Source organism: Costertonia aggregata (assembly GCF_013402795.1).
Taxonomy (GTDB): domain Bacteria; phylum Bacteroidota; class Bacteroidia; order Flavobacteriales; family Flavobacteriaceae; genus Costertonia; species Costertonia aggregata.
In genome coordinates this window covers 3,215,846-3,238,372 of sequence record NZ_CP058595.1, presented here as the reverse complement: position 1 = coordinate 3,238,372, position 22,527 = coordinate 3,215,846, and the positions used below count along the sequence as shown (strand labels likewise).

Sequence of the window (22,527 nt, the reverse complement as noted above, 5' to 3'; positions counted from 1 at the left end):
AACGCAAACGAAAAGGATATGCAAGATAAGAACAAGGGGTATATGGGCATGTATTTGTCCGCTTTCTACTTCGCCATTATCCTGTTTCGGGAATATTACGCGCTGTATGTCTATCATTACGGCCAACAATCTTTGTTAAATAAAACCTATACGTTTCTCGTGCGATCCGGATTGCCTACTAAGGGTATGATGGCACGTATGCTTCTGTTAGGTCTTCTAATGGGCGGAATTATGATATACCGACCTATCAAAAAGGAAAATATCAATCTCACAAAAAGTATTTTAGGATTCATACTTTCGCTAAGTATTCTTTTTATTTCGGGTCTTCCCAACGGAGCTTCCTTGAACGGTATGTATGTCACTTTGATGCTTCTACTCTGTGCTTATCTGGGCCTGATGACCTATGGCATGCGTTTGTTCCAGTTTCTCGATTTTATGAACCTGGCCGACAAGGACCCGTTCAACGATGCGAACGAAACTTTTGAACAGACCGAAGAACGAGTCGATACGCCCCATTCCGTAAACATCCCATATACCTATACCCATAAGGGGAAACAACGAAAAGGGTGGATCAATTTTGTCAATCTATTTCGGTCTTTACTCGTTATCGGAACCCCGGGCAGCGGTAAGTCGTTTTCTGTCATCGAGGAAATCATGGCGCAATTGATCGATAAAAAATTTGCCATGGTCGTTTACGATTTCAAGTTCGATACCTTGACCCGAAAAGCGTATGGTTACCTGCAAGAAGCCAAAAAAAAGCATGGGGATACATCGGAGATGCCCTTTCCCAAACTATACCGTATCTGTTTCGACGATTTGAGGATGACCCATCGTAACAATCCCATGGATCCGTACGGGTTGACGAATCAATCGGATGCCATCGATACGGCGGCGACGCTCATGAAAAACCTGAACCCGGAGTGGATCAAGCGTCAGGACTATTTTTCACGAAGTGCCATCAGTTATACGGGAGGTTGCATCTGGTATCTCAAGAAAAAATCCGAGGAGACCGGCAACTATTTATGTACCCCTGGGCATCTGGCTATATTGACAACGGTAAAGATCGATATCCTGATGGAAATAATGACCAAGGATGTCGAGGTGCGCCAGATTCTGGTTCCGTTTCGGGATGCCCTTGAAAAAGAAGCTATGGAGCAATTATCGGGTCAGACCAGTACGGTTCAGATTAGCCTTTCCAGTATGGCGACCAAGGAAATTTTCTACGTGATGTCGGGGAATGACTTTAGTCTAGATGTCAACGACCCCAGCTATCCTAAAATCGTATCGCTTCAGAACAATCCCGAGCGAAAGGAAGTATATTCTGCACCTCTGGGCCTATATATGAACACCATTCTCAAACGGGTCAATAAACCGGGAAAACGGCAAATGGCCCTATTGATCGACGAGGTACCGACGCTCTTCATTATGTTGTTACGAACTATCATCGATACGGGTCGTGAAAACAAAATCGCCACCATCTTAGGTTTACAGAGCGTAGGGCAGCTCATCTTGGACTATGGCAGGGAACTGGCAGATGTCATATACGCGAATTGCGCCAACGTCATCTGTGGTGCGGCCAAAGGGGAGACAGCGAGGCGATTGAGCGAACTTTTCGGCAAAATACATCAAGAACGGATATCGAAAAATACGAGCAGTTCCGATACAAGTACCAATTGGAGCACCCAGATGATGGAACTCTTGCCCAAAAGCAAGATTGCCTCGATGTCGACGGGTCATTTCGCAGGCTTGTTGGCAGATACTTTCGAGCATCAGATACCGGAAAAAAAATGTTATGGTCAGCTGCTCCCGGATATTGAAGGTAAAGAACGGGCCATGAAACATGAGCTACCTGTCGTTAATGATTTCAGACCTGCGGATTACACCGAACGTTTCGATGCACAAATGAAACTTATCCGAGAGCTGGAACTTCAAGAAAAATCCGGTCTGCTGTTCGCGAAGGAAATCGGTTATATCGAGTTCTACGGTTCACATCTTGACCAGGTTGCCAAAGCTAGCTTTATAAATGGCACAAAAATCAGGATCTTTAAAAGTGTGGTCAAAGAACTTCGTCTCTTCGATTACAAAGGTGCCGTTGTGAAACTATGTAATGACGGTGGAGGATTTTCGAAATGGCAACAACTCTTCGGACATATTGTAGAAGAGTTTTTGGTACGGACGGAAATGGACCGTGTGGCCCAGGCCGCGTTCGATAAAATCATCAGCGAGGTCGATGAATTGGTCAAGGACGAGTATAAACACAGTACCGGAAAAGAACTAAAGAGCGCCATATTTGACGAAAAGAAAATAAATGGTGAAATTGCAAAGTCGCTAAATAACTCGGAGAAAGAAGTTACAACGTTTATGGATAACTTTGAAAAAGAGCTGAAAGACCCCGAGATGAACCTTTTGGCCGACCTACAAGAGGAATCGCAAAACATTTTTGAGGAGAAATTCTCCTCTCATCCTATAGAAAATTTTGAATAATGGATATTGAATCGATCATTGCACTAGACTCAAAGGACCTTGGATATATCGGGGAACGTTTAAAGGAAATACGACTGGAACTTGTCGAACTCGACGATATAGAGGACAAACGATTTAGTGAATTTTCATTAACGAATCTGAGCGAACGACTGAACATTGACCGTGCGACTTTGGCCAATGTCGAGCGAGGCTCTTCCATGGTCAATTCGATAAAGATCATTCTCTATTTCTATAGCTTGGGCTACAATCCCATATGGATACTTCTGCCCGACAATGAATTTATCCAAAAGCGAAAGCTCGGGGAGAACATGGTATATCAAGGAGGGCTTCAAGAAAAGTTCCTTGAATTGGAAGAACGTGTATCGGATGCGATAAAGGACTTTAAGTCCGAATTATAGCATTTTTCCGGCACACCAGTTCGATTCATTTTTAGCTACTTAACAACATACCCCTTACTCCAAATACCTACTCACGCCATGTTCATTGCTATAGAGCACTATAGCTTCAAGGCGTTATAGTGCTATTGCAACAATGCTATATAGCGTTATAGCTTCATAGCCTTATTGCATTAATTGTTTATAGCATCATATGACCATAGGACACTATAATCATATGCTCATTTAATTTTAAACGTATACCAATGGAAACAAAAATTATCTCCTGTACGGGCGAAAAGGGCGGTTGTGGCAAAACGACCCTGAATATTATCCTGGCCACCAACCTTTTCCATCTGTACGGTAAAAAGGTGGTGCTTATGGATATGGACAATCCACAGTATTCGGTCTATAAAAAGCGGAAACGGGATTTAGCGCAAATCGGGAAAATGGAAACAGATGCCTTTCCGGTGGAGCGAGCGACCATCCATACCTTGGAACCGCTAATCAAAAAATATTACGGTATCGTCGATTTCATCATAATCGATTTCCCGGGAAACCTGAATGAGGAAATGGTCAGAGGCCTCTTGTATGTGGAACACATCTTCATTCCCTTTTTTCTTGACGAATTGGAAATCGACAGTACCGCAGTATTCTATAAGACCCTACGGAAGAATTTCCTCGACAATGACAATCGGGTGCTACGTTCCGTCAATCTTTTTTTCAACCGTTACGAACTCGTAAAGGTCAACAAGTTCAATGCCGTCCGCAAAACCCTGGCGCGAGCGGGAATGCCCATGATGCGACAAGTGGTCATGGAACGAACTATTTATAGGGAGAAATACAGGAATACGCTTGTTCCCATTCCCTTATCGAAAGAAAACGGCGAACAGGGGCTTAAACGATTTATGGAAGAAGTACTTGAAATATCAAAAAACTGAATATGGGAAAGAAGTTGAATGTCAAAGATTTGCTCGAATCAGCGATTTTGGACAATATGGACACACAAAAAGAAGTTAAAGGTCTCAGGGATGAACGAGACCCGGACATCACGGAGAACAAGTTGAAAGACAACGATTTGGAAAATATCGCATCACAACGGCCGACTGTGGAGCGTTTTCCAACGGCCAATTTGAATGAGAGCGAACGAAAAAAGGTAGCGGATTTTGAACTATTTCTGGAGGAAAATCGGTATTCCGACAAGAAGGAACAGTTCATCTTCAGGCTGAGCAAAACCTGTTTCGAAGATTATGAAAAACTGGCAAGTGCCTATAATTATAAGTTGAACAAAAAGGTGTCCCGAAATGATATTATGCGAAAAGCGCTGGAACTGTATCATGACAAAAGCGTTATGAGATTAAAAGATATTATCGATAGGATTTGAACTGGCAATGGGAACATATCGTCTATGTGGTCATCTGTACTTTAGGGTTACTTTGGTACATAGCGGTCTTTGTTATACTCAAACGAAATAAAAAAGAAAAGAAAGTTCAGGAAAATGATTCATTTGTGCAAAAATCTTTTATATTTGTAAAAAACACATCTTTAAAGGAAAAAGATATGGACCAATTACTCAACCGTGTCGATGAAAACGAAACCAGCTCCGAGCTGCTGGATATTTTCAATGCTTCCGATAAAGATGTTCAGAATGAATCCTTAATTCCAGAACATGAAAAATTTAAGATTATCAAAAATTCCGAACCGCCGCCGGATGCGGAGGTGGACGATTCCGTGTAGTTATTTTTTGACCTTCCTTTTTACTATTGCCTTCCATCAGCTTGGCTTTGCCCAAATCGACGAACTTGTCGATCAGGTCAACGCAGCGGAGCAGGGTACCGTACAGATCGGCAATAGTATTTTCCGAATCATCAAGGTTGCCGCTAGCATCCTATTGGGAATCGCGGCCATCGCCTTCCTCATTATCAGGGAACAGAACCAGGACATGGCACGTAAAGTCGGCAATGTTATCTTGGGACTGGTCATTTTTTATGGCCTTATCGAAATTGGGGAAAACTTGGCCGGGTAGCGATGGAAAACAAACTGGTGAGAATCCCAAAGGCCCTTCAGAAGGATGTCTTCTTCTTCGGGCTACGCGCTAAGTATGTGGACCAAGCCTTCAAGGGCACGTTTTTATCCTTGATGTCAGGGCTGTTTTTGAGTACGGTCATACCTACTTTTCTAAGTCTTATACTTTCCTTTTGTACAGCGGCACTTTACATCGGGCTGATGTTCTTCTATTCCAAAGCTTACGGTGAGAACGGTTTTATAAAATCCCGAGCGGACAGGAAAGGTCCGGATGCCATCAAGGGTCATGTGAACAAAAAACTCCTCGTGTTATGGAAAAGAGGGTAAATCTGTTGGACGCTTTTCCCATCTATGGGTACGAGGCCCCTATTCTGGTATCGAAAGAAAAAGGCTGTATCAGCATTCCGTTGGAATTGGAGCTTCCGGAAATCTACACTATGGATGGAAAGGACTATTTGAACCTGAACCGAACGGTCTCCGGTATTTTGGAAATCATGGGGGAAAATTGTCTGTTGCACAAACAAGATCTTTTCTTCGGGGAAACCTATGCCATTGACCCGTTACGGATGAAGCGCGATTTTTTCGAAACGCAGGATGAACTCTACTTTAAGGATAGGCCTTTTTTAAAGCACCGCTCCTTTTTGGCGATACACAAGGTACCCAAGAGCTATATTGGCCGAACACCCTTAGGTGTAAATTCTTTTTTGAAAAAAGAACGCCGTTTCTATGGCAAAAACCCGCTACCCGAAGAATATCTGGATACCGATGTCATGGCGGATTTCGAGGCCCGTGTCGGGGCCGTGAACGACCTGATCAACGATTCCGGTTTGATGGGCTCGAAAATACTGAACTATGAGGACCTTTTCGAACCGGCCGGCTATTGCGACAATTATTTGGAAGCAAGCTACCAAGCAGGTGTCGGCAAGGATATTGATTTTTCGGAGAACACATTGCGCATCGGGGACAAACAGGGACAGTATTTTACTTTGGAGAACTTAGATCAGTTTTCGAAAGAGGACATGGCTTTTCACGAATATTTCGGAAAATACACTACCGGTGAGAACCTTTTCCCCATCGGTAACCTTTTCTCCTTGGGCTTTAAGATTCCTCATGAACATATTATCAACCAATACATCTACATTCCGGAGAAGGAAAAGGCCATGGGTAGGCTAAGGTCGAAGGCCAAACGCCTTAACAAATATGCTACCAATCGCAAAGGGGACAAAAACAGTACCTACCGTGACCAAATCTATGAGTTCCAACAATCGATACTGAACGACCACAAAGAATTGGTGTATTACCACTTGAACGTATTGGGGTTGGCCGATTCCAAAAAGACTTTTCGCCCGATGTGCAACACCGTAAAATCGGCTTTCGGCAAATTGGGCATCCATGCCAAGGAGAATTCGGTGGATCGCAAGAATCTTTTTTTCGGTGGCATTCTCGGCAACGGCATCGGCACGAGTATGGAGCTTTACAGTCCTTTCTCATCTGAGATGGCTTCCAGTCTATGGTATTTTGAGGGAGGTTACAAAAATAGGCTTCATGGACCGCACGGATTGCGTATGGTCGATAGGGCTACAGGGCAACCTTTATTGGTCAGTCTTTACAGGGAACCAGAGGAAAAGGATTGGATTTTTAACCGGGGGATGCTGATCGCATCGGGATCGGGCGGGGGTAAGACCTTCTTTACGAACGCCTATCTGTACTCGGAATATCGGGAAGGTGCGGAAATTTTAATCCTCGAAAACGGAAACTCATACGATAAGCTATTAGACCATCTGAAAGGGGTCACAATAGCGAACGACGACCAAAACCCATTTACCTTCAATCCTTTTATACTCGATGCTATAGATGTTGTGGTCAAGGATGGCGAAAAAGCACTTACCGAACATAAGCTGACCCAATTGATCGCTTTAGTGTACCTCCTTTATGGGCGTAAGGACTATGAAGCGGGGGATACCCATGACAGCGCCGTAGTCCGTGCGATTATCGAGTTTCTAGTTCAAGGATATTATCAGTATCGGTTTTCGAAGGGTAGTTCCGACGATTCTTTTAATACGTTCTACGACTACGCACATCAAAATTTGAAAGCCCTAATGCACACAAAGGGTATTCGAAATGAAGTATTCGACCCCAATTTGTTTCTATTGTTGCTTGGTAAATACGCACACGAAGGGCCGAGGGCATACCTCTTGAATAGCAAGGATAAAAGAATAGCCCAATTGAGCCAGGAAAGGTTGGTTTATTTCAAATTGGAAAATTTGGTCAACAATGAAGAACTCTTCCCCATAGTGGCATTTTTGATGATCGATGTGTTCGACAAAAAGTTAAAAGACCCAAAGAAACTTTCCCTCAATAAAATATTGGCCGTGGACGAGGCATGGAACCTGTTCGACAACCCCATTATGGCTCACTATTTTGACGCTAAATCGAGAATGGCAAGAAAGTATGGAGGACAGCCCATATTCATATCACAGAAGGTGGACGATTTCGTAAAATCAAAATTTATCGGCAAGACCATCGTAGTGAACAGCCATATCAAGGTGCTGCTCGACCTCGGTGAATTCGCTAATTCTTTTGATGAAATTCAGAACATATTAGGTCTGAACGCCAAACAAAAGCAATTGAACCTTTCCGTCAACAAGGATCTACCGCCAAATCGGAAACTGAGGGAAATGGCCATTTGTTGGAAGGAACGGGTCAAGGTTTTCGGTTTGGAAACTTCGCTACCGACCAAATGCCTGTTCGAAACCAACCCGAACGAGAAAGTAAAAATCAATCTGCTGCATGAACAATATGATAATGATTGGGAGCGAACCGCGATCGCATATAAACAATCGGAGATGAAACGAGCCAATATAGATTTGAAAACCCTAAATGGAATGAGTACAAATACCTAAAACTAGAAAAAATGAAAAATCCAAAATTAAAAATGACCATTGCAATGTGTTTTATAGGGATGCTCCCTTATTTGGCAACCGCCCAGATTCCGGTAACCGATGTAGCGGCCAATGCTCAATTGGTATTGCTCAACTCAAATGTGGCCACGCTAAATTCGCAACTGGCAACGTTGAACGCGACCATGGGCAAGTTATTGGCACAGATGGAACGGAACGTTACCGCCAATTCAAGTTCCTCCAAAATCTTGAGTCAAGACCTGAGTTCGAAAAGAACGCCAGCGAGTTATGTCATGGGGAGTCCAGAAATGAACGAACTCTACGAACTAAAGGATAAAATCATAGCCGCCTACAAGCGTACACAACAAAACCTGCGAACATTCACGAACTTGGAAAAAGTGGAAAAGAAAAGGGCCACGGAAATACTGGCCGATGCGATTCTACAAGTATCCTCCCTTGTCTCCCAAGGTTCGCATATTGCCTCTACCGGGGAAATCATCGAATCGGCGGACAGGCTATCGGCGCTCAGGTCGATTTTGGAAAAGATGAACAGGTTACTGGACGATGTTATCGAAGTCAACACATCCCTGCTACAGAAAAACGAACATCGTAAAGCGGTTTATTCACTTATAAAAACGAATTAATGCACGCCTTACAATCCAGTTCGGGGTTTCGAGTAACGGTCAATTCCATATTTGACCAGTACATAGCCGACGCCTTTAATAATCTAGGCCCCACTCTCGCAATTGGTTTTGGAATGGCCAAAATCGGCTTGGGAATTTTCGCTTTCACACATTTCGCGGGCAACGACCGAGCGGATGTTCTCAAGGCCTTAAAATGGTTTCCCTTGATGTTCATTCTGTTCAACTATTCGGAATTCGCACATGCTATTTTTGAATTTTACAATAATTTGGGTTCATCGTTTGTCAGTACCCAAAAAAGCTGGGATACCATCGGACAAAAAATAGCCTTGGCGCAAATCGATGTAGCTTCGAACAACCTTGTCGAATGGAACCTGTTGAGCATGGACATCGATGGGCTACAGTCATTCGCCCTTACCGGACTGGCCGGTTCCATCACAGCGTTCGCACATATTATCTCTACCTTGATATTCATCGGAATCAAGGCTTTGGCCACCATCTACCTTTTCATTCTTATCATTTTCGGGCCTATCAACATTGGACTTTCTTTCATTCCCGCTATTTCTGGACTCTGGAAAGCATGGCTGCAAAAGTTTATGAGTATCTGTCTTTGGCTGCCCATGCTTTACGTGGTGGATATGTTCATGGTCAACCTCGTGGACCAGTTGGTGAATCATCTGCTTCGATACAGTTCCTATGACCTGGGACTGATCTTAAGTTCCTCTATGTTGATACTAATGACCTCGTTTTTTTATATCAAAGCGCCCACTTTGGCAAACTTTGTTGTCCAAGGCCTAAATATTTCAGGTGGTGGAATCGTCGCCAAACCGAAGCATTATGGTAAAAAAGTAGTTCAAACGGCGATGGATGTCAAAAGTGGAGGAGCTACCAAAGCAGTTCGAACATTAATCCAATAATTAAAATATGGAAGGAAAATACGGGATAATAAATGACATCGCCCAGAGCAGAAAGCACAACAATAGATTGGTATATAGTTGTTTGGCAGTGGTCATTATCGTATTCGGAATGGCCACCTACTATGTAATGAAAGCGGATGAGCGTGCCAGAAACAACGCATATGTGCTTCATGGAGGGCAACGATTGCCCATGGCTCCAATCAGGGATGTCAAGGAAAATCTGGAAATCCTTTGTGAAGGACATCTTTACAATTTTCATGAACTCTTCTTTTCCTTGGAACCTGATTTGAAGCTAATTAAAAGGAACATTGAAGGAAAGGCATTACACATGGTGGACTGGTCAGGCAACCGTTTATACGCTCGTTTGGTCGAAAAAAAGTATTTCCATGATGTGGCAATGCGCGACTATCGCTACTTTGTGGAACTTGACTCGATTCATATCGACTATGCAACCTACCCGTTTCCGTTTACATTTTACGGCAAACAGGCCATAGAGAAAGGCAAATCAACGACGTATAGAAACCTTATTACAAAGGGGCAATTAAAAAAGTCGGGAGTCACCCCAAACAATTTGAACGGTATAAAGATTATTGACTTCCAGGTCGTGGACAATTCCGACTTGGAGCGCAGGTAATATGAGTACAAAGGAAAAAATACAAGTTGTAAAACGGTGGGTGGTCAGAAATCAAAAGGTTGCTATGGCCCTACCGATTATTTTGATATTGACCAGCTTTTTCGTTATCGAAAATCTAAAGGATCTTAAGATAGGCGATACTAACGCGGTAAACGCGAACGGTTTCAATTCCGAACTACCGGGCGAAACACCGACTTTGGATTCCGGTACCGCAGGCCGACAATGGAAGGTCAAGGATTCCCTGAAAAGGAAAAAAGAGGATAATTCCGAAGCTAGGGTCGATATGAAGGATTTGGGAAATTCCGAAAACGACTCCCTTCAGCGGATTTTGAAACAACTGGAGGGGTTGTCCATGAAACCGGAAGCAAAGGAAACCAACTTTACCGAAATACCGGAAATCAAGGGATCGGTAGATAGCCGAAAGCGCCCCGAAATGTCAGAAGATCAGAAAAAACAACAGTTCGTTGAGAATCGGTTGGCCTACCGCGAGAAGCTTTTGGAGGGAAAAGAGAAAATGATTGGCGATTCCCAAAATAGCCGAGGCCACCCGTCTCTTGAGCCTATTGTTGATACCAAGAAGCCGATCTCGATCAGGGCTACCGTCTATGGCGACCAATTCATATTGCCCAATGAGAATGTTCGATTGCTGTTGATGGAAGACATGGTTCATAATAGTAAAAGATTTGCGAGAAACACTTTTATCTATGCTATGGCTACGATAAAAGAGAATCGGGTCTATTTGGACATCGATAATATTGAGCACCACCCCGTGAACTTGTTGGTAAAGGATTTTAACGATGGCAGGGAAGGCATCTATAGCACGAGGGCCGGAGAACTATGGAGGGAATACGAGGCGAATGCGAGCAACAACTTACTGACCGGTGCTACCGAAGAGTTGACCAACGGTTCTCCCGATTTGGTAGCGGATATAGCCCGAGGGTTGGGCTCTTTCTTTAGAAAGAAAAAATTGCGGGAGAAAGAAAAGATTCTATTGATAGATGATTACGAACTTTTATTGGTAACGCAATGAGAATAAAGAACTGCATACTACTTATATCGATTTTCGGTTTGCTTTCCACTAAGGCGCAAACAGACACTATTCCCGTGTCCAGGGATTATAAGTCAATCCTAGTCCTGCCTGAAATCTTTGATTTCTCCATCAACGGGAAGGAACTCAATTTTATCGAATCCTTTCCTGCCAAAAATAGGTCCAATACGGCAAGACGTATTGTGTTGCTCAGTTACAATGATGTAGCACCTGACAACGAAGACCACACTAATTATACAGTCTATACCCGAGACGGACTTGCCTATGACTTTATTTTAAAATTGGTAGGAGTTCCTGTGAAGAAAAGATGGACAATCACTAAATCAATAGCCGAAAACCCGGAAGCGTTCTCTATACCGCGAGAACGTTCCAATGTTTCAACATCTGATGAAGCGTCAAAACCCCAAATGGAGCATTCCGATATAGCAACAACGACCACAAAAGAAGATTTAAAGATTTCGCCAGATGAAGAAGCGACCGGGGAAACTTTGCCGCTTACTCGGGAACTATATGTGCTGGACCGTATGGAATACATTCGTCGGCGATGTTACTATAATCAGTTCAACAAAGGCAAGATTATTCGCTATTTCGCCAAATACGATGATGTCTTCTTATGGCTGGAAAATGTCTTTTATGAAAATAACGAGATATACCTACAGTTTCGTTTGGAGAACAAGGCGCACATGCCCTACGATGTGAATTTTCTGAAATTCAGTATCGCTTCCAATTATAAGAACAGTCCGAACAACATCGATAAAAAACACAAACCTCTATTCAGGTACAAGGTTCCCAAAAGGGTCGAAGGAAATTCCGAGAACTATTTCATGGTGGTCTTTGACAAGTTCACATTAGACCGTAAGAAAGTACTAATGGTCAATGTGGATGAGGATAAAGGCAATAGAAACCTTTCCTTGGATGTCGACCATAATGTTATCAACAACCCATTAGCTTTTAAATTATGAGGAAAATCAATTTTCTTTTAACGTCCTTGTTACTTTTATCGGCTTCTTTTTGCTTTGGCCAACTGCGGGGCAATCTTGCCTCGTCGGTCGGTTTGAGCGGTGGGTATGTCGAGGATGGCTATGGCATTATGGGTACGTTCAACTTTCATCCCGATCGGTACCGCTATTTCCAGATAAGCGTATTGGCCGCCATTGCTGAGGACAAAGGTACCCAAGAAATACCTTACAACATTTTTACGATACAACCGGGAATCTATTACCGGGTATTCGTAGCACCACGAAAGCGGAATTTCAGCCTTTTTCTAGGTGGGGGTGGACTTTTTGGATATGAAGTCATCAATAATGGCAGCAATGAACTTCCGAGCGGTGCCCTGATCAACGCAAAAAGTCAGTTCGTCTATGGCCTCTATGTCGGAGCGGAAGCGGAAGTAGGTATCAGCAATGATTTTTCCCTGCTCATAAAAGCGAACGAGTACTACCATATCAATTCCGATGTGGGGAATTTTTATCCGTATGCCGGAGTAGGCCTACGCTATTTTTTGTTCTAAAAACGATTGTATGAAAATGAATGCCCTACAACGAATATACGCGCTAACAGCGGTATGCTGCATTTTAATATTGGCCTGTAGCAAGGACTTCGAGGATATCGTTCAAGATTCCTTCGATTTTACTTTTGAAGGCTCCAATGAAGAAAACGGATTCGTATTCGAAGCGACGAAAACGGATTTTATCTTGGAACCCGAACGTATGGTCTCCAATGTATCCTATTTCATGAAGTACGATAATCTTGACGGAAAAGGATATTATATAGGGGCAGAAAATGATACGGTTCGTGCTAACGATACGATACCGATCCAGAACTTTAATCTATCCTATCGGTATATGCCCATTGATACGGGAATGCATAAGGTAAAAGTACTGGCTTGGGATTCCAATAAAATTGAGAAAGAGCTGGAGTTGCTGTACAATGTCAAATATGCAAGTTTCAGCTTTTCGCTCGGCAAGGGTACCGATGATTTCATTGTCAATAGTCAAAACCCGGTAACGGTTACCTTGTTAAGGGATAAGGAGACAACATCTCCCGATGGCGGCAGAGATAAAGACTTTGAAACAACCTATCAATTGGAGAACGGCACGGGTGTACTTTATTTAGATGACGCTGTGTACGATGCAGGGGAACCTTTTAAATTACCCAAAGGGGTAACTGAACTTGGATATCTTCCCGAAACCTTGGGAGAGCATAGATTGACCATGACGGCCAAGGCTCCCGATGGGGCGACAATCTCAAACGAACTAATTTTAAATATTGGTAATGTCAATTTCACGTTCAGGGCAACAGCCGCTTCTTCCCAAGTCGAATTGGAATCCAATTTGGCCGTGAATATCGATTTGCGAACACAAGACGAGGAAAGCGAAGTAACCTACGATATAAGCCATTCCTTTTCGGCGGATAGCCAGGGGGCCGGAACCGTTCGTAATCAAAACGGCGGGGTAATGGATGCCGGGACCTTTCGTGATGTAGTACCCGGGAACTACAACTTTACTTTTCAGGACGATGTATTGGGGCAGCGCAAGATTTACTTCGATGTACGGGATAGCAATGGTCAGATGAAAAGGGACAGCGTCGAAATCGAAGTGGCCAATATCCCGTTCACATTCAGTGGAAATGCCGAAAGCAATCAAGTTTTCATGAACCAGCGTACGCAACTCAATTTCAATATCAAGTCGAGCGGGAATACGGATAACATCGATTATTTTCTGACCTATAACTTGGAAGAAGGAAACGGAAGGGTAACAGGAATCAATGGAAATACGATTACGAACAATACGGATTATCCGGTAAACTTGGGTAATTTTTCCCTTTTCTATACGCCCGAAACATTGGGTACGCATCGCATAAGTTTCTTGGTAACGGACAACTACGGGCAAGCGGTCGGACCGGTCGGAATCGATTTGGACACCGAGCAATTGGAACTGGAATTTAATGCTTCCGCCAATAGCAGCGAGGTATTGGTAGGCCAACGGGGTACGGTCGCATTGAGCCTTATCGAAAAAGGGGAGTACGATGGGGCATCGTATGAACTCAACTATTTTGTTTCAGGTGGCAGCGCGGCATTGTACAATAGCAACTCCGAGATTACGCAGAGTCGTTACTTTTCTATAAATCCTGGAAGTTTCGCTTATGACTTTATTGCCGAACAACCAGGGACGTATGAAGTTACGTTTCTGTTGCGCGATAGTAATGGTCAAATCTTGGAAGAAAAAGTAATCTTGGTTGTTGGAAACAATGATTTTACTGTCAATATGACCCCGTCCAAGGCTACGGAATTTTCCAGTATTCCGGTAGGTATGATCGTGGATATCGATGAAGTTCCCGACGGAGCGAACGACAGCTACATGGCGTTCTTTTCCTCAAGCCAAAACGGTTCGATGTCCATAAATGGAATAATCTACGGTCCGGGGGAACAATTTTCGTTAGGTGCCGGGATCAACAATATTACCTATACCGGAACAGAACCCGGACAGCACAATATTGTTCTCAGCGTAGAATCGGGTTCGGACGTTATCCGAACGGCCAACACTACCATCACTTTTGACCAGGTCGATTTTACCTTTACAGGGGGCACCCAAAAATCGGACATAACCGTAGGGGAAACCACCGGTCTGAATTTCAATATTTCTGAAAGTGTGGGGTCTTCAGATTACACCATGCGTTTCAGTATGAACGGTAATGCGCTAATCAGAGACAACAATGGTATAGAAGTAAGTCCTGGTAACAGTTACGATGTGAATACGGGCAACTTCAACTGGACGCTTGAAGGCACCGATGAGAGTACCGTGAAAATGGTTTTCGTAGTCCAAAATGATACGGGGCTTGAAAAAACTGTGGATATCACGGTAAACGTGACGGCCAAGGATTATACGTTTAACGCGTCCGGCACTTTACAGCAGGCTTACACCAACGAAATCGTCGATATGAACTTTAACATATCTGAAATAGGAATAGGCGGAGACACCTATGAAATGTATTTCTCGGCAGGTGGAAACAACGGTACTTTTGAATATGAAGGTACTGACTATTCAGCTGGGGAAAGTTTTGAAGTACCAGTAGGGGCATTTTCGGGAAAATATCTCGGAACGACCGAAGGCAACCATAACATTACGTTCACGGTGCGCTCATCCTCCGATGTGGAAAAAAGAGCAAACGTCAATATCAATTATGAAAGGTATGAGGAACCATTCGAGTTGACCATCAGTCAGGCTCCTGGGGAACGTTTGGAAGGAGAACCTTTTAACATCACGGTGATCACAAATGCCATTGGCACGCATAATCCTGCTGTAACTTATCAAATGACATTCTCTTTCAGTGGAAATCGTGTTGGTTACTTCTTTTATAGTGGAAATCGATATGATGAGGGGGAGACAATTCCATTGAATTATGGGAGCACTAACCTTACTTTTTATCCTGAGACTCCAAATACGTTTACAATTGATTTTGAGGTAGAGAACTCAACAGGGCATTCCAAAAGCGGAAGCACATTTGTTGAAACTTTGGGAAGACCTGTGGCATTGGTAAAAGGGGAAAAGCACAATGTCAGTTGTGGGGGATTGAACGGTTGCGATTATCAAGTCCGAATTTATACCTGTTTTGATATTGGGTGTTCGGAAGCCTATGGAGGTGCCACTTTGGACCAAGTGGAAATCAGGATATTCAACAGGAGTACCAACCGATGGGATACGCGTATATTCAATTACAATGAAGCAACGGGCAATGGAGTGGATCGATATTTCATGTTGGAAGAGGAACCCCGTGAAAGCCGTTTAAAGTATCTTGACCAAGACTTTGAGGTAAGGGTAAGGGATACGAACGGCCAATGGAGTGAAAGAGTATCGGGAAGAGTCGTCAGAGTTTGATGTCCTAGGCACTTTTAACGCTCTAGGCTAAGCATAACGAACTAACTTCTTTTAAAAGTGTAGGTAATCACTACATCTTGATCGTCCAAAAAATCATCTTGGTCGACCACCAATCGGTTTTGGGTAAACTCCACGATAATCCAATCGTTGCGGTTATCAAATCGTATGATTCGGCTGTCTATTAGTTCGTACCTATCGTCCTCGACATTTTGAAACGCGGGTACTTCCCCACAGGACAGTCCGTTCTCGTTAATGGAAAAAGCACCTTTTTCTTCAGGCCCCCGAGAGCTGAAGAAAGTGAGATTGTCCTTTAAGCATTGACGTATTTCATTGGTGTTGAACAGGTCTACATTTACCGTACCGTCGCCATTGATGTCCACGGCTGTATTGGAATCGATAGCCTCATATTCCCATTGGCCCAACAAGGCTTGGTTCCTATCCGATTCCGCAACACCGTCATCATCACTTTTACACGAAAAAAATAGCAGCATGTGGAATGCAAGAAAGATGAAAATATTTGGTTTCATTGAGATCGGATATGTAGAAACATAAAATTAAGGATTACATATTTTTAAACAAGAATTCTCGAAATTAATTGTGCGTAGGGCAAAACAAATGCATGAAGGGCTTTTTCGAAATCAATAATATTATGAGTGATTACAAGAGGACTAAATAGTTCATATTAGAAAATACAATTGAATCCAAGCGACTGGAAGGCAACCGTTGCATCAAATCTGCCGGCATAATTCATTGAAGCAAGGAAAATAGGGATTGAACAACTTTTTTCAATTTGTTCAAGTTACTTTCGAAATGAAATCGACTTTCTGGACAGAAGGTCTTTGCCGAAGGTTAGCGAGTAAACCTATTGTAACATGTAAAAGAACTGAAAGAAACTTACGTATAGTAGTAATCTTTTTGTAAAAGCTACTTTTTAGACCTACAAATTGCAGAGGATATTTGTTAACCTGTTTAGTATTTATATTTAAACCATTATCCATGTCAAAATCTAATGAAGAAATCTACGACGAGTTTTATGATGCCGTCAATATGACCCCAAGCGAATTGGAAGATTGGCTAAAAACCGATAAGTCCAAAGATGTTGGTCAAGATAGTGGCGATGGCGAGGCCATCGGCCACAAGAGTGGTAAAAAAATCATCGAAATCAAAAATAAGAATAAAGCTGACCTGAACGATGCTGATTACGACCACATGAACAATGTCGTTGGTTACGTAAATCGGCATAAGGCGCAAAAACCTAAGAGCGATATCAAAACATCCGATTGGCGATATAGCCTTAAAAATTGGGGACATGATCCTTGTAAAGAATTGGATTGCGATTAGTTAAGCCGACATAACATCTTAGACGTTTAGGCTTCAACGTGACTTCCTTAATTAAGATAAACGAATTAATTGAAAAATGAAAATCGCAATTTATAGCTGTCATGAATTCGAAAAAAAATATCTCAAAGCTGAAAATATGGATGGTCACGAGTTGATTTTCATTGCCGAGACTTTGAACAGAACAACAATCGACAGAGCGAATGGTTGTGAGGTCGTAAGTATTTTCTCTTCTGATAAAACGGATAAGGAAATACTAAAAAAACTGAATCAGATTGGAGTCGAACTTATAGCCACACGTTCTGCAGGAACCGACCATATTGACCTAAAGGCCGCCGATGAATTCGACATGAAAATAGCCAACGTGCCAGAGTACTCTCCCCATGCGATAGCTGAACATTGCATTGCCCTGTCATTGGCACTCTACCGGAAATTAAAACCCTCGTTCAATCGTATTGGGAAGTATAACTTCTCATTGGAAGGGCATGTAGGAAGAGAAATCCACACTAAAACTGTTGGCATTTGTGGCACTGGCGATATCGGCGAAGTTTTAGTAAACCTTTTTCATGGTTTCGGTGCAAAAGTTCTTTTATTTGATGAGAAAAAAAATCCAAATCTGACTGATAAGGATTGGGCGAAGTATGTAAAAAAGGAAACCATCTTAGGAGAATGCGATATCATTTCGTTGAATCTTCCGTTAAATGAAGATACTAAAGGATTTATCTCTGATAATGAACTAAAAGCTATGAAGGATACCGCTATATTAATTAATACCGGGCGGGGTGGTTTGGTAAATACCGAGGAAGTGTATAACGCTTTGCGTAATAGAAAATTAGCAGGCTTCGGAATGGATGTTTACGAAAACGAGAAAGGAATTTTTTATAAAGATCTTTCCGATAGTACAAGCAAGGATGATTTATTGATTTCACTAATCGAGATGGATAACGTGGTGGTTACCGCTCATCAGACTTTTTTGACCGATACAGCATTGAGCAATATGATGCGGACAACCCTCGATACTATTAGAGAGTTTGATAAGAATGAAAATATCGAGAATTTGGTTTCTTCAAAATAGCCTAGTATTTCTAGAATCTGTTTTTTTTCGCGGTAATAGTCAGTTTTGGCCTTACTTAGTTCTAATCCATTTCGTAGAAAATTAGAAAGGCATTCTAAAAATGCCATGAAATCGATTGTGTTAACAATCCGATTTTTTGCATCCGTAAATCCTGTTGTAAAAATTCAAATTTGTAACTCATAAGTAGGTTAAGTAACGATTACGAATATTCAATAATCGATTACAATAACTTCTAAGGGAAGCGTTGGGGAACGCTTCCTTTTTTTGTTCCAACCTAGTTGGAATAAGCTATTTGACGCGAGATTTTGATTAAAGCTAATCAATTTTTGCCTTGACCGGTATCGAGACTTTTAAGCTTTATCATAATCGGTACTTATCAGGTTAAAACCTTTTCCGATAGTGATAATTCCCAATTGTCGGATTCAATAATTTCCTAAAAAAGCGTGAGGTATCACGATTCCCTTGTGTGCTGTTTAAAATGCATTAGTTCATGGATGAAGATAGAATAAATAGAAAACCGAACTGGTTACCTTGGATTGTCATACCATTAATAGTATTTGCTTCATTGATCTACTTCATGTTTAACTCCGACCGTATAAGCGTTATCGATGAAACCCCGAATATTTCAACGGAAGAAGTCGAACCGATTTCAATACAAGAGGACTTTACCGATAGCGAATACACGAAAGCCGATTTGGAAGTCACGAAGTACACCTCTTTTATAGGAAACAAAGATAAGTTGGGAACCGATTTCGACTACACAAAAGATGCCCTCGTGCAATTATCGAATGCCGTACGCCAAGCAGCCACCGAACATCATCTAAACATGGAGGAGACCTTGGAGACCATTAAGTTCGATGCCGAGAAAGCTCAAAGAAATCCGGATACGCTACAACTTGCCACAAATATCAAGAATGTGGGAAAGGATGTTGCGATGATATTAAAACAATTACAACAGGAAGATTTTCCATCTCTGGAGCATCATGTAGCCAAGACAAACGCTGCGTTGGAATCAATTCAGCCTGAAATACCGATTGAAAAACAAAAAGAACGGCTCCAAAATTTTTTCGATGTGTGTGGCGATTTTCTGAAGGAAATGGAACTCAATACAGACCATAATGAGAATTGAATGGACTATTCGGACCTTGTAACATTGGGCATAGCCTTTGGGCTGGGATTGTTGGTAGGCCTACAGCGCCAACATACGGATAATAAGATGGCGGGCGTACGAACATTTACCCTAATCGCCATTTTGGGAACGGTCACGGGGTTTATGGCACGTGATTTTGATAATCCCTTTATATTGCCGGTCTTTGGCATTGCGATTACGGCCTTCCTCGTCATCGCCAATATCGTAAAGCTAAAAAAATTCGATAATCCCGATGTCGGCCAGACCACCGAGGTCGCCGCCCTATTGATGTTCGCCATTTGCGCTTACATCGTCATGGGCGATCGGGTAATCGGCATCATCGTGGGCGGTGCCATGGCCGTTTTGCTCTACATCAAGGAACACCTACACGATTTTATCGAACGATTAAAGGATAAGGATTTAAAGGCCATCATGACCTTTACCGGTATTTCATTGGTAATCTTACCGATACTACCGGACGAAACTTTCGGCCCTTTGGACGTTTTAAACCCCTATAATATTTGGCTGATGGTCGTATTGATTGTGGGCATTAGCGTCATCGGGTATTTCATCTACAAATTTGTCGACACTAAAACGGGCATTATCTCAAACGGAATTCTGGGAGGTCTGATCAGTAGCACCGCCACCACCGTCAGTTATGCTCGAAAGACCAAAAATGCAAAAAACCTCGACATGATGGCCGCGTTCATCATAACGACCGCATCGGCCATCGCCTTGGTACGGGTTCTTATTGAGGTCGGTGTGATCATTCCCAAAAAATTGCCTGAGATAATTCTTCCATTGGCCATAGAATTTATAGTGATGGTCGCACTTTGTGCCGCATTGTTCTATAAAATCAATAAGGATAATGATGATGATGAAATGCCCGAACCCGATAACCCGGCGCAGTTCAAAAGTGCTTTGATATTTGGTCTTTTATACGGTCTAATCTTATTGGCAGTCGCTTTTACGAAGAAGGAATTTGGCAACCAAGCCCTATACATAGTAGCCATTATCAGCGGACTTACCGATGTGGATGCCATTACGCTATCGCTTTCTCAACTCATGAAAAACGGAGGCTTGGAAACCCATACCGGATGGCGACTGATTCTCTTGGCTTCTTTGGCTAATTTGTTATTCAAAGGGATTATGGCGGGCGTTTTAGGAACAAAGCGATTGCTAAAATGGGTCGGTATTACCTTCGGAATTTCCATCCTTTCAGGATTGACGATCATGTGGCTCTGGCCGGAAACGTGGCATTTTTAAAGAGGAGAATCCGAGCGTGGGCAGAATAAATGCAAGAAGGGCCTTTTCGCCCTTCTTGCGTTTATGCGCGGCTCCGAGGGGGTTGGAAAATCTGGAAACGGAAAGGTGACCGAGTGCGGGCCAGCGCAGCGTGCCCGCTCGGTCTGGCTTGGAGGTGGAGGATTTTTCAACGTCCGCAGGGGCATGGGTTCATGAGTTAAACCAAAACCACTACACAATCACAATAATGGGCTACAAATCTTGGCAAACCCTTCAACGATTCGCTGTCGCACACCGCGTGCTTTGAAAGTCTCGTAATCTAGGGGAAAGATATCTTGACTAATTTTTTGAAAGTCATCGCTTACTTCCTTCGCAATTTCCATATCATAAATGATCGCATTGACTTCAAAATTATGCCTAAAACTTCGCTGGTCGAAATTGCCCGAACCAATGGAAACAATTTCATCATCCACTATGATAACTTTACTATGCGAGAAATCCTTTCTTAAATAAATCTTGATGCCTACCGCCAACAATTCTTGAAAATAGGCATACATACTGTATTTCGCCAAGAACGAATCAGAGTCTTTTGGCACCAAAAGTTTGATTTCAACACCCGTTAAGGCCGCCATTTTGAGGCCTTGTAAAATGGCCGTTCCGGGAATAAAGTAAGGGTTTACTATATGGATACTCTTTTTGGCCAAATTAATCATCATAAGATATTGCTGCATAATGGCAGGTTGATTCGAGTCTGGACCGCTAGATGCTATCTGGACAGTCCTTTTACCAAATTTATCTATTTCTGGAAGGTATTTTTCCTTTAACAGCAAAGCCTCCTCTTCCTCATGGGCGAAGTGGTAGTCTTTGATAAATATCCTATGTAACCCATTGACTACGGGCCCTTTTAAATAAACATGGTAGTCCTCCCAAATACCCAAATCCGAAATCGGTTTGATATATTTATCCGAAATGTTTACGCCCCCCGTAAAACCCTCATGACCATCTATAATGATGATTTTTCGATGGTTACGATAATTCAAAGTGTACAATAGATTTCCAAAGCGAATGGGAAGAATCGGAAAAACTTTGGCTCCCATATCCCGAAACCGTTCTCTTCGGTCCTTTCGAAACGAGAAACTGCCCAAGGAGTCGTAAATAATTCTTACCTCGACACCGTTATCAACTCGATCTTTCAAAATCTTATAGAGTTCATCCATCAGTTCGCCTTCCTCCAAGATATAATACTGCATGTGGATAAAATGCTCAGCTTTTCTAAGTCGTTCGAAAATTTTGTCAAAAGTCTCTTGACCATCCTTTAATAGAACGACCTCGTTACCTTCATGCGGCAAGAGCGAAGCGTTTTGTTTTACTAGGCGGGCGAGCTTAGCACATTTTTCATTTAGGCAATCTGCAGGAAAGTCCTCTTCATGCGACTCGTTATATTTTTGATTGTATAGTCTTCGTTTAATGGTGTGCTTCAACGTAAAGAATTTGAACTTGCGCCGGTTCACACCGAATAGATAATAGATTAAGGCACCAAGAAAGGGTAAAATAAGTATGACCAATATCCAACTTAAAGTTTTTGTTGGTCTAGCACCATAAAGCAATGCACTAGCCGAGGCCCAGAGCGTCACGAGTACATAGATAATTATGGTAAAGGTCATCATGGCATTAGAAATTCTTTCCGTTTTGTCGATGGTATTAAAAATCCAATTTTCAAGATAAGACAATCCATTTTCAATTTCTCCTTTGCTCCGTATTAGGGGTAATCTTAATCCGTATTGAGACAAATTGAATTGTTAGCAATCGAGATAGCTTTAGAACTTTTGAAGTCAACAAA

Annotated in this window: 21 protein-coding genes; 19 read left to right on the top strand and 2 right to left on the bottom strand. The window is 42.5% G+C overall.

Features of this window, described 5'->3' with window-relative positions; translation table 11 throughout:
• Window positions 1-18: 18 nt before the first annotated feature.
• The 15 genes from HYG79_RS14950 (at window position 19) to HYG79_RS14880 (ending at window position 15,900) form a co-directional block, all read left to right on the top strand.
• Entirely contained in the window at window positions 19-2,484 is a 2,466-nt protein-coding gene (locus tag HYG79_RS14950) for a type IV secretory system conjugative DNA transfer family protein (RefSeq protein ID WP_179242870.1), read from the top strand.
• Window positions 2,484-2,882 carry a hypothetical protein gene (locus HYG79_RS14945; protein ID WP_179242869.1) on the top strand — a complete coding sequence of 133 codons (399 nt, stop codon included), beginning with the start codon at window positions 2,484-2,486 and terminating at the stop codon, window positions 2,880-2,882. Before HYG79_RS14950 ends, HYG79_RS14945 begins: the two co-directional genes overlap by 1 nt.
• A gap of 242 nt (window positions 2,883-3,124) precedes the next feature.
• Window positions 3,125-3,799 carry a ParA family protein gene (locus HYG79_RS14940; protein ID WP_179242868.1) on the top strand — a complete coding sequence of 225 codons (675 nt, stop codon included), beginning with the start codon at window positions 3,125-3,127 and terminating at the stop codon, window positions 3,797-3,799.
• 2 nt (window positions 3,800-3,801) lie between these two features.
• The gene (locus HYG79_RS14935) at window positions 3,802-4,242 is read left to right on the top strand and encodes a hypothetical protein (RefSeq protein WP_179242867.1); all 441 of its coding nucleotides are present in this window, start codon (window positions 3,802-3,804) and stop codon (window positions 4,240-4,242) included.
• Window positions 4,239-4,595 (top strand): hypothetical protein, encoded by a 357-nt coding sequence (locus HYG79_RS14930; RefSeq protein ID WP_179242866.1) that lies wholly within the window; start codon window positions 4,239-4,241, stop codon window positions 4,593-4,595. The genes HYG79_RS14935 and HYG79_RS14930 overlap by 4 nt, the downstream gene beginning before the upstream one ends.
• Window positions 4,570-4,884 (top strand): hypothetical protein, encoded by a 315-nt coding sequence (locus tag HYG79_RS14925; RefSeq protein WP_179242865.1) that lies wholly within the window; start codon window positions 4,570-4,572, stop codon window positions 4,882-4,884. The genes HYG79_RS14930 and HYG79_RS14925 overlap by 26 nt, the downstream gene beginning before the upstream one ends.
• A gap of 2 nt (window positions 4,885-4,886) precedes the next feature.
• Entirely contained in the window at window positions 4,887-5,210 is a 324-nt protein-coding gene (locus HYG79_RS14920) for a DUF4133 domain-containing protein (protein WP_179242864.1), read from the top strand.
• The gene (locus HYG79_RS14915; protein WP_179242863.1) at window positions 5,195-7,786 is read left to right on the top strand and encodes a TraG family conjugative transposon ATPase; all 2,592 of its coding nucleotides are present in this window, start codon (window positions 5,195-5,197) and stop codon (window positions 7,784-7,786) included. Before HYG79_RS14920 ends, HYG79_RS14915 begins: the two co-directional genes overlap by 16 nt.
• Before the next feature lie 11 nt (window positions 7,787-7,797).
• Window positions 7,798-8,427 (top strand): hypothetical protein, encoded by a 630-nt coding sequence (locus HYG79_RS14910; RefSeq protein WP_179242862.1) that lies wholly within the window; start codon window positions 7,798-7,800, stop codon window positions 8,425-8,427.
• Entirely contained in the window at window positions 8,427-9,341 is a 915-nt protein-coding gene (locus tag HYG79_RS14905; protein WP_179242861.1) for a type IV secretion system protein, read from the top strand. The genes HYG79_RS14910 and HYG79_RS14905 overlap by 1 nt, the downstream gene beginning before the upstream one ends.
• A gap of 7 nt (window positions 9,342-9,348) precedes the next feature.
• The gene (locus tag HYG79_RS14900) at window positions 9,349-9,975 is read left to right on the top strand and encodes a hypothetical protein (RefSeq protein ID WP_179242860.1); all 627 of its coding nucleotides are present in this window, start codon (window positions 9,349-9,351) and stop codon (window positions 9,973-9,975) included.
• 64 nt (window positions 9,976-10,039) lie between these two features.
• Entirely contained in the window at window positions 10,040-11,005 is a 966-nt protein-coding gene (traM, locus tag HYG79_RS14895) for a conjugative transposon protein TraM (RefSeq protein WP_179242859.1), read from the top strand.
• Window positions 11,002-11,985, top strand: a complete 984-nt coding sequence (locus tag HYG79_RS14890; RefSeq protein ID WP_179242858.1) for a DUF4138 domain-containing protein — start codon at window positions 11,002-11,004, stop codon at window positions 11,983-11,985. The genes traM and HYG79_RS14890 overlap by 4 nt, the downstream gene beginning before the upstream one ends.
• On the top strand, window positions 11,982-12,533 hold the full coding sequence (locus HYG79_RS14885; RefSeq protein WP_179242857.1) for a conjugal transfer protein TraO: 552 nt from the start codon (window positions 11,982-11,984) through the stop codon (window positions 12,531-12,533). The genes HYG79_RS14890 and HYG79_RS14885 overlap by 4 nt, the downstream gene beginning before the upstream one ends.
• A gap of 10 nt (window positions 12,534-12,543) precedes the next feature.
• Window positions 12,544-15,900: a TraQ conjugal transfer family protein gene (locus tag HYG79_RS14880; RefSeq protein WP_179242856.1), complete on the top strand. Its 3,357-nt coding sequence runs from the start codon at window positions 12,544-12,546 to the stop codon at window positions 15,898-15,900.
• 41 nt (window positions 15,901-15,941) lie between these two features.
• Here the strand turns inward: HYG79_RS14880 and HYG79_RS14875 are convergent, their stop codons facing one another.
• Window positions 15,942-16,427 carry a hypothetical protein gene (locus tag HYG79_RS14875; protein ID WP_179242855.1) on the bottom strand — a complete coding sequence of 162 codons (486 nt, stop codon included), beginning with the start codon at window positions 16,425-16,427 and terminating at the stop codon, window positions 15,942-15,944.
• 469 nt (window positions 16,428-16,896) lie between these two features.
• Here HYG79_RS14875 and HYG79_RS14870 point away from each other — a divergent pair, with 469 nt between their 5' ends.
• The 4 genes from HYG79_RS14870 to HYG79_RS14855 all read left to right on the top strand — a co-directional run bounded on the left by HYG79_RS14870 (window position 16,897) and on the right by HYG79_RS14855 (window position 20,708).
• Entirely contained in the window at window positions 16,897-17,241 is a 345-nt protein-coding gene (locus HYG79_RS14870) for a DUF3140 domain-containing protein (protein ID WP_179242854.1), read from the top strand.
• Between the two features lie 76 nt (window positions 17,242-17,317).
• A complete protein-coding gene (locus HYG79_RS14865) occupies window positions 17,318-18,313 on the top strand; it encodes an NAD(P)-dependent oxidoreductase (protein ID WP_179242853.1) in 996 nt (331 codons plus the stop codon).
• A 490-nt stretch (window positions 18,314-18,803) separates the two neighbouring features.
• Window positions 18,804-19,442: a hypothetical protein gene (locus HYG79_RS14860; RefSeq protein ID WP_179242852.1), complete on the top strand. Its 639-nt coding sequence runs from the start codon at window positions 18,804-18,806 to the stop codon at window positions 19,440-19,442.
• Window positions 19,443-20,708 carry an MgtC/SapB family protein gene (locus HYG79_RS14855; RefSeq protein WP_179242851.1) on the top strand — a complete coding sequence of 422 codons (1,266 nt, stop codon included), beginning with the start codon at window positions 19,443-19,445 and terminating at the stop codon, window positions 20,706-20,708.
• A gap of 218 nt (window positions 20,709-20,926) precedes the next feature.
• On the opposite strand, the gene cls is transcribed toward HYG79_RS14855, so the two are convergent.
• Complete coding sequence (gene cls, locus HYG79_RS14850) at window positions 20,927-22,477, bottom strand: cardiolipin synthase (protein ID WP_228027883.1); 1,551 nt, start codon at window positions 22,475-22,477, stop codon at window positions 20,927-20,929.
• Window positions 22,478-22,527: the final 50 nt, after the last annotated feature.

Coding starts and splice junctions, on each gene's coding strand:
- HYG79_RS14950 (WP_179242870.1), top strand. CDS start 19: ATGCAAGATAAGAACAAGGGGTATATGGGCATGTATTTGTCCGCTTTC.
- HYG79_RS14945 (WP_179242869.1), top strand. CDS start 2,484: ATGGATATTGAATCGATCATTGCACTAGACTCAAAGGACCTTGGATAT.
- HYG79_RS14940 (WP_179242868.1), top strand. CDS start 3,125: ATGGAAACAAAAATTATCTCCTGTACGGGCGAAAAGGGCGGTTGTGGC.
- HYG79_RS14935 (WP_179242867.1), top strand. CDS start 3,802: ATGGGAAAGAAGTTGAATGTCAAAGATTTGCTCGAATCAGCGATTTTG.
- HYG79_RS14925 (WP_179242865.1), top strand. CDS start 4,570: ATGCGGAGGTGGACGATTCCGTGTAGTTATTTTTTGACCTTCCTTTTT.
- HYG79_RS14920 (WP_179242864.1), top strand. CDS start 4,887: ATGGAAAACAAACTGGTGAGAATCCCAAAGGCCCTTCAGAAGGATGTC.
- HYG79_RS14915 (WP_179242863.1), top strand. CDS start 5,195: ATGGAAAAGAGGGTAAATCTGTTGGACGCTTTTCCCATCTATGGGTAC.
- HYG79_RS14910 (WP_179242862.1), top strand. CDS start 7,798: ATGAAAAATCCAAAATTAAAAATGACCATTGCAATGTGTTTTATAGGG.
- HYG79_RS14905 (WP_179242861.1), top strand. CDS start 8,427: ATGCACGCCTTACAATCCAGTTCGGGGTTTCGAGTAACGGTCAATTCC.
- HYG79_RS14900 (WP_179242860.1), top strand. CDS start 9,349: ATGGAAGGAAAATACGGGATAATAAATGACATCGCCCAGAGCAGAAAG.
- traM (WP_179242859.1), top strand. CDS start 10,040: ATGGCCCTACCGATTATTTTGATATTGACCAGCTTTTTCGTTATCGAA.
- HYG79_RS14890 (WP_179242858.1), top strand. CDS start 11,002: ATGAGAATAAAGAACTGCATACTACTTATATCGATTTTCGGTTTGCTT.
- HYG79_RS14885 (WP_179242857.1), top strand. CDS start 11,982: ATGAGGAAAATCAATTTTCTTTTAACGTCCTTGTTACTTTTATCGGCT.
- HYG79_RS14880 (WP_179242856.1), top strand. CDS start 12,544: ATGAAAATGAATGCCCTACAACGAATATACGCGCTAACAGCGGTATGC.
- HYG79_RS14875 (WP_179242855.1), bottom strand. CDS start 16,427: ATGAAACCAAATATTTTCATCTTTCTTGCATTCCACATGCTGCTATTT.
- HYG79_RS14870 (WP_179242854.1), top strand. CDS start 16,897: ATGTCAAAATCTAATGAAGAAATCTACGACGAGTTTTATGATGCCGTC.
- HYG79_RS14865 (WP_179242853.1), top strand. CDS start 17,318: ATGAAAATCGCAATTTATAGCTGTCATGAATTCGAAAAAAAATATCTC.
- HYG79_RS14860 (WP_179242852.1), top strand. CDS start 18,804: ATGGATGAAGATAGAATAAATAGAAAACCGAACTGGTTACCTTGGATT.
- HYG79_RS14855 (WP_179242851.1), top strand. CDS start 19,443: ATGGACTATTCGGACCTTGTAACATTGGGCATAGCCTTTGGGCTGGGA.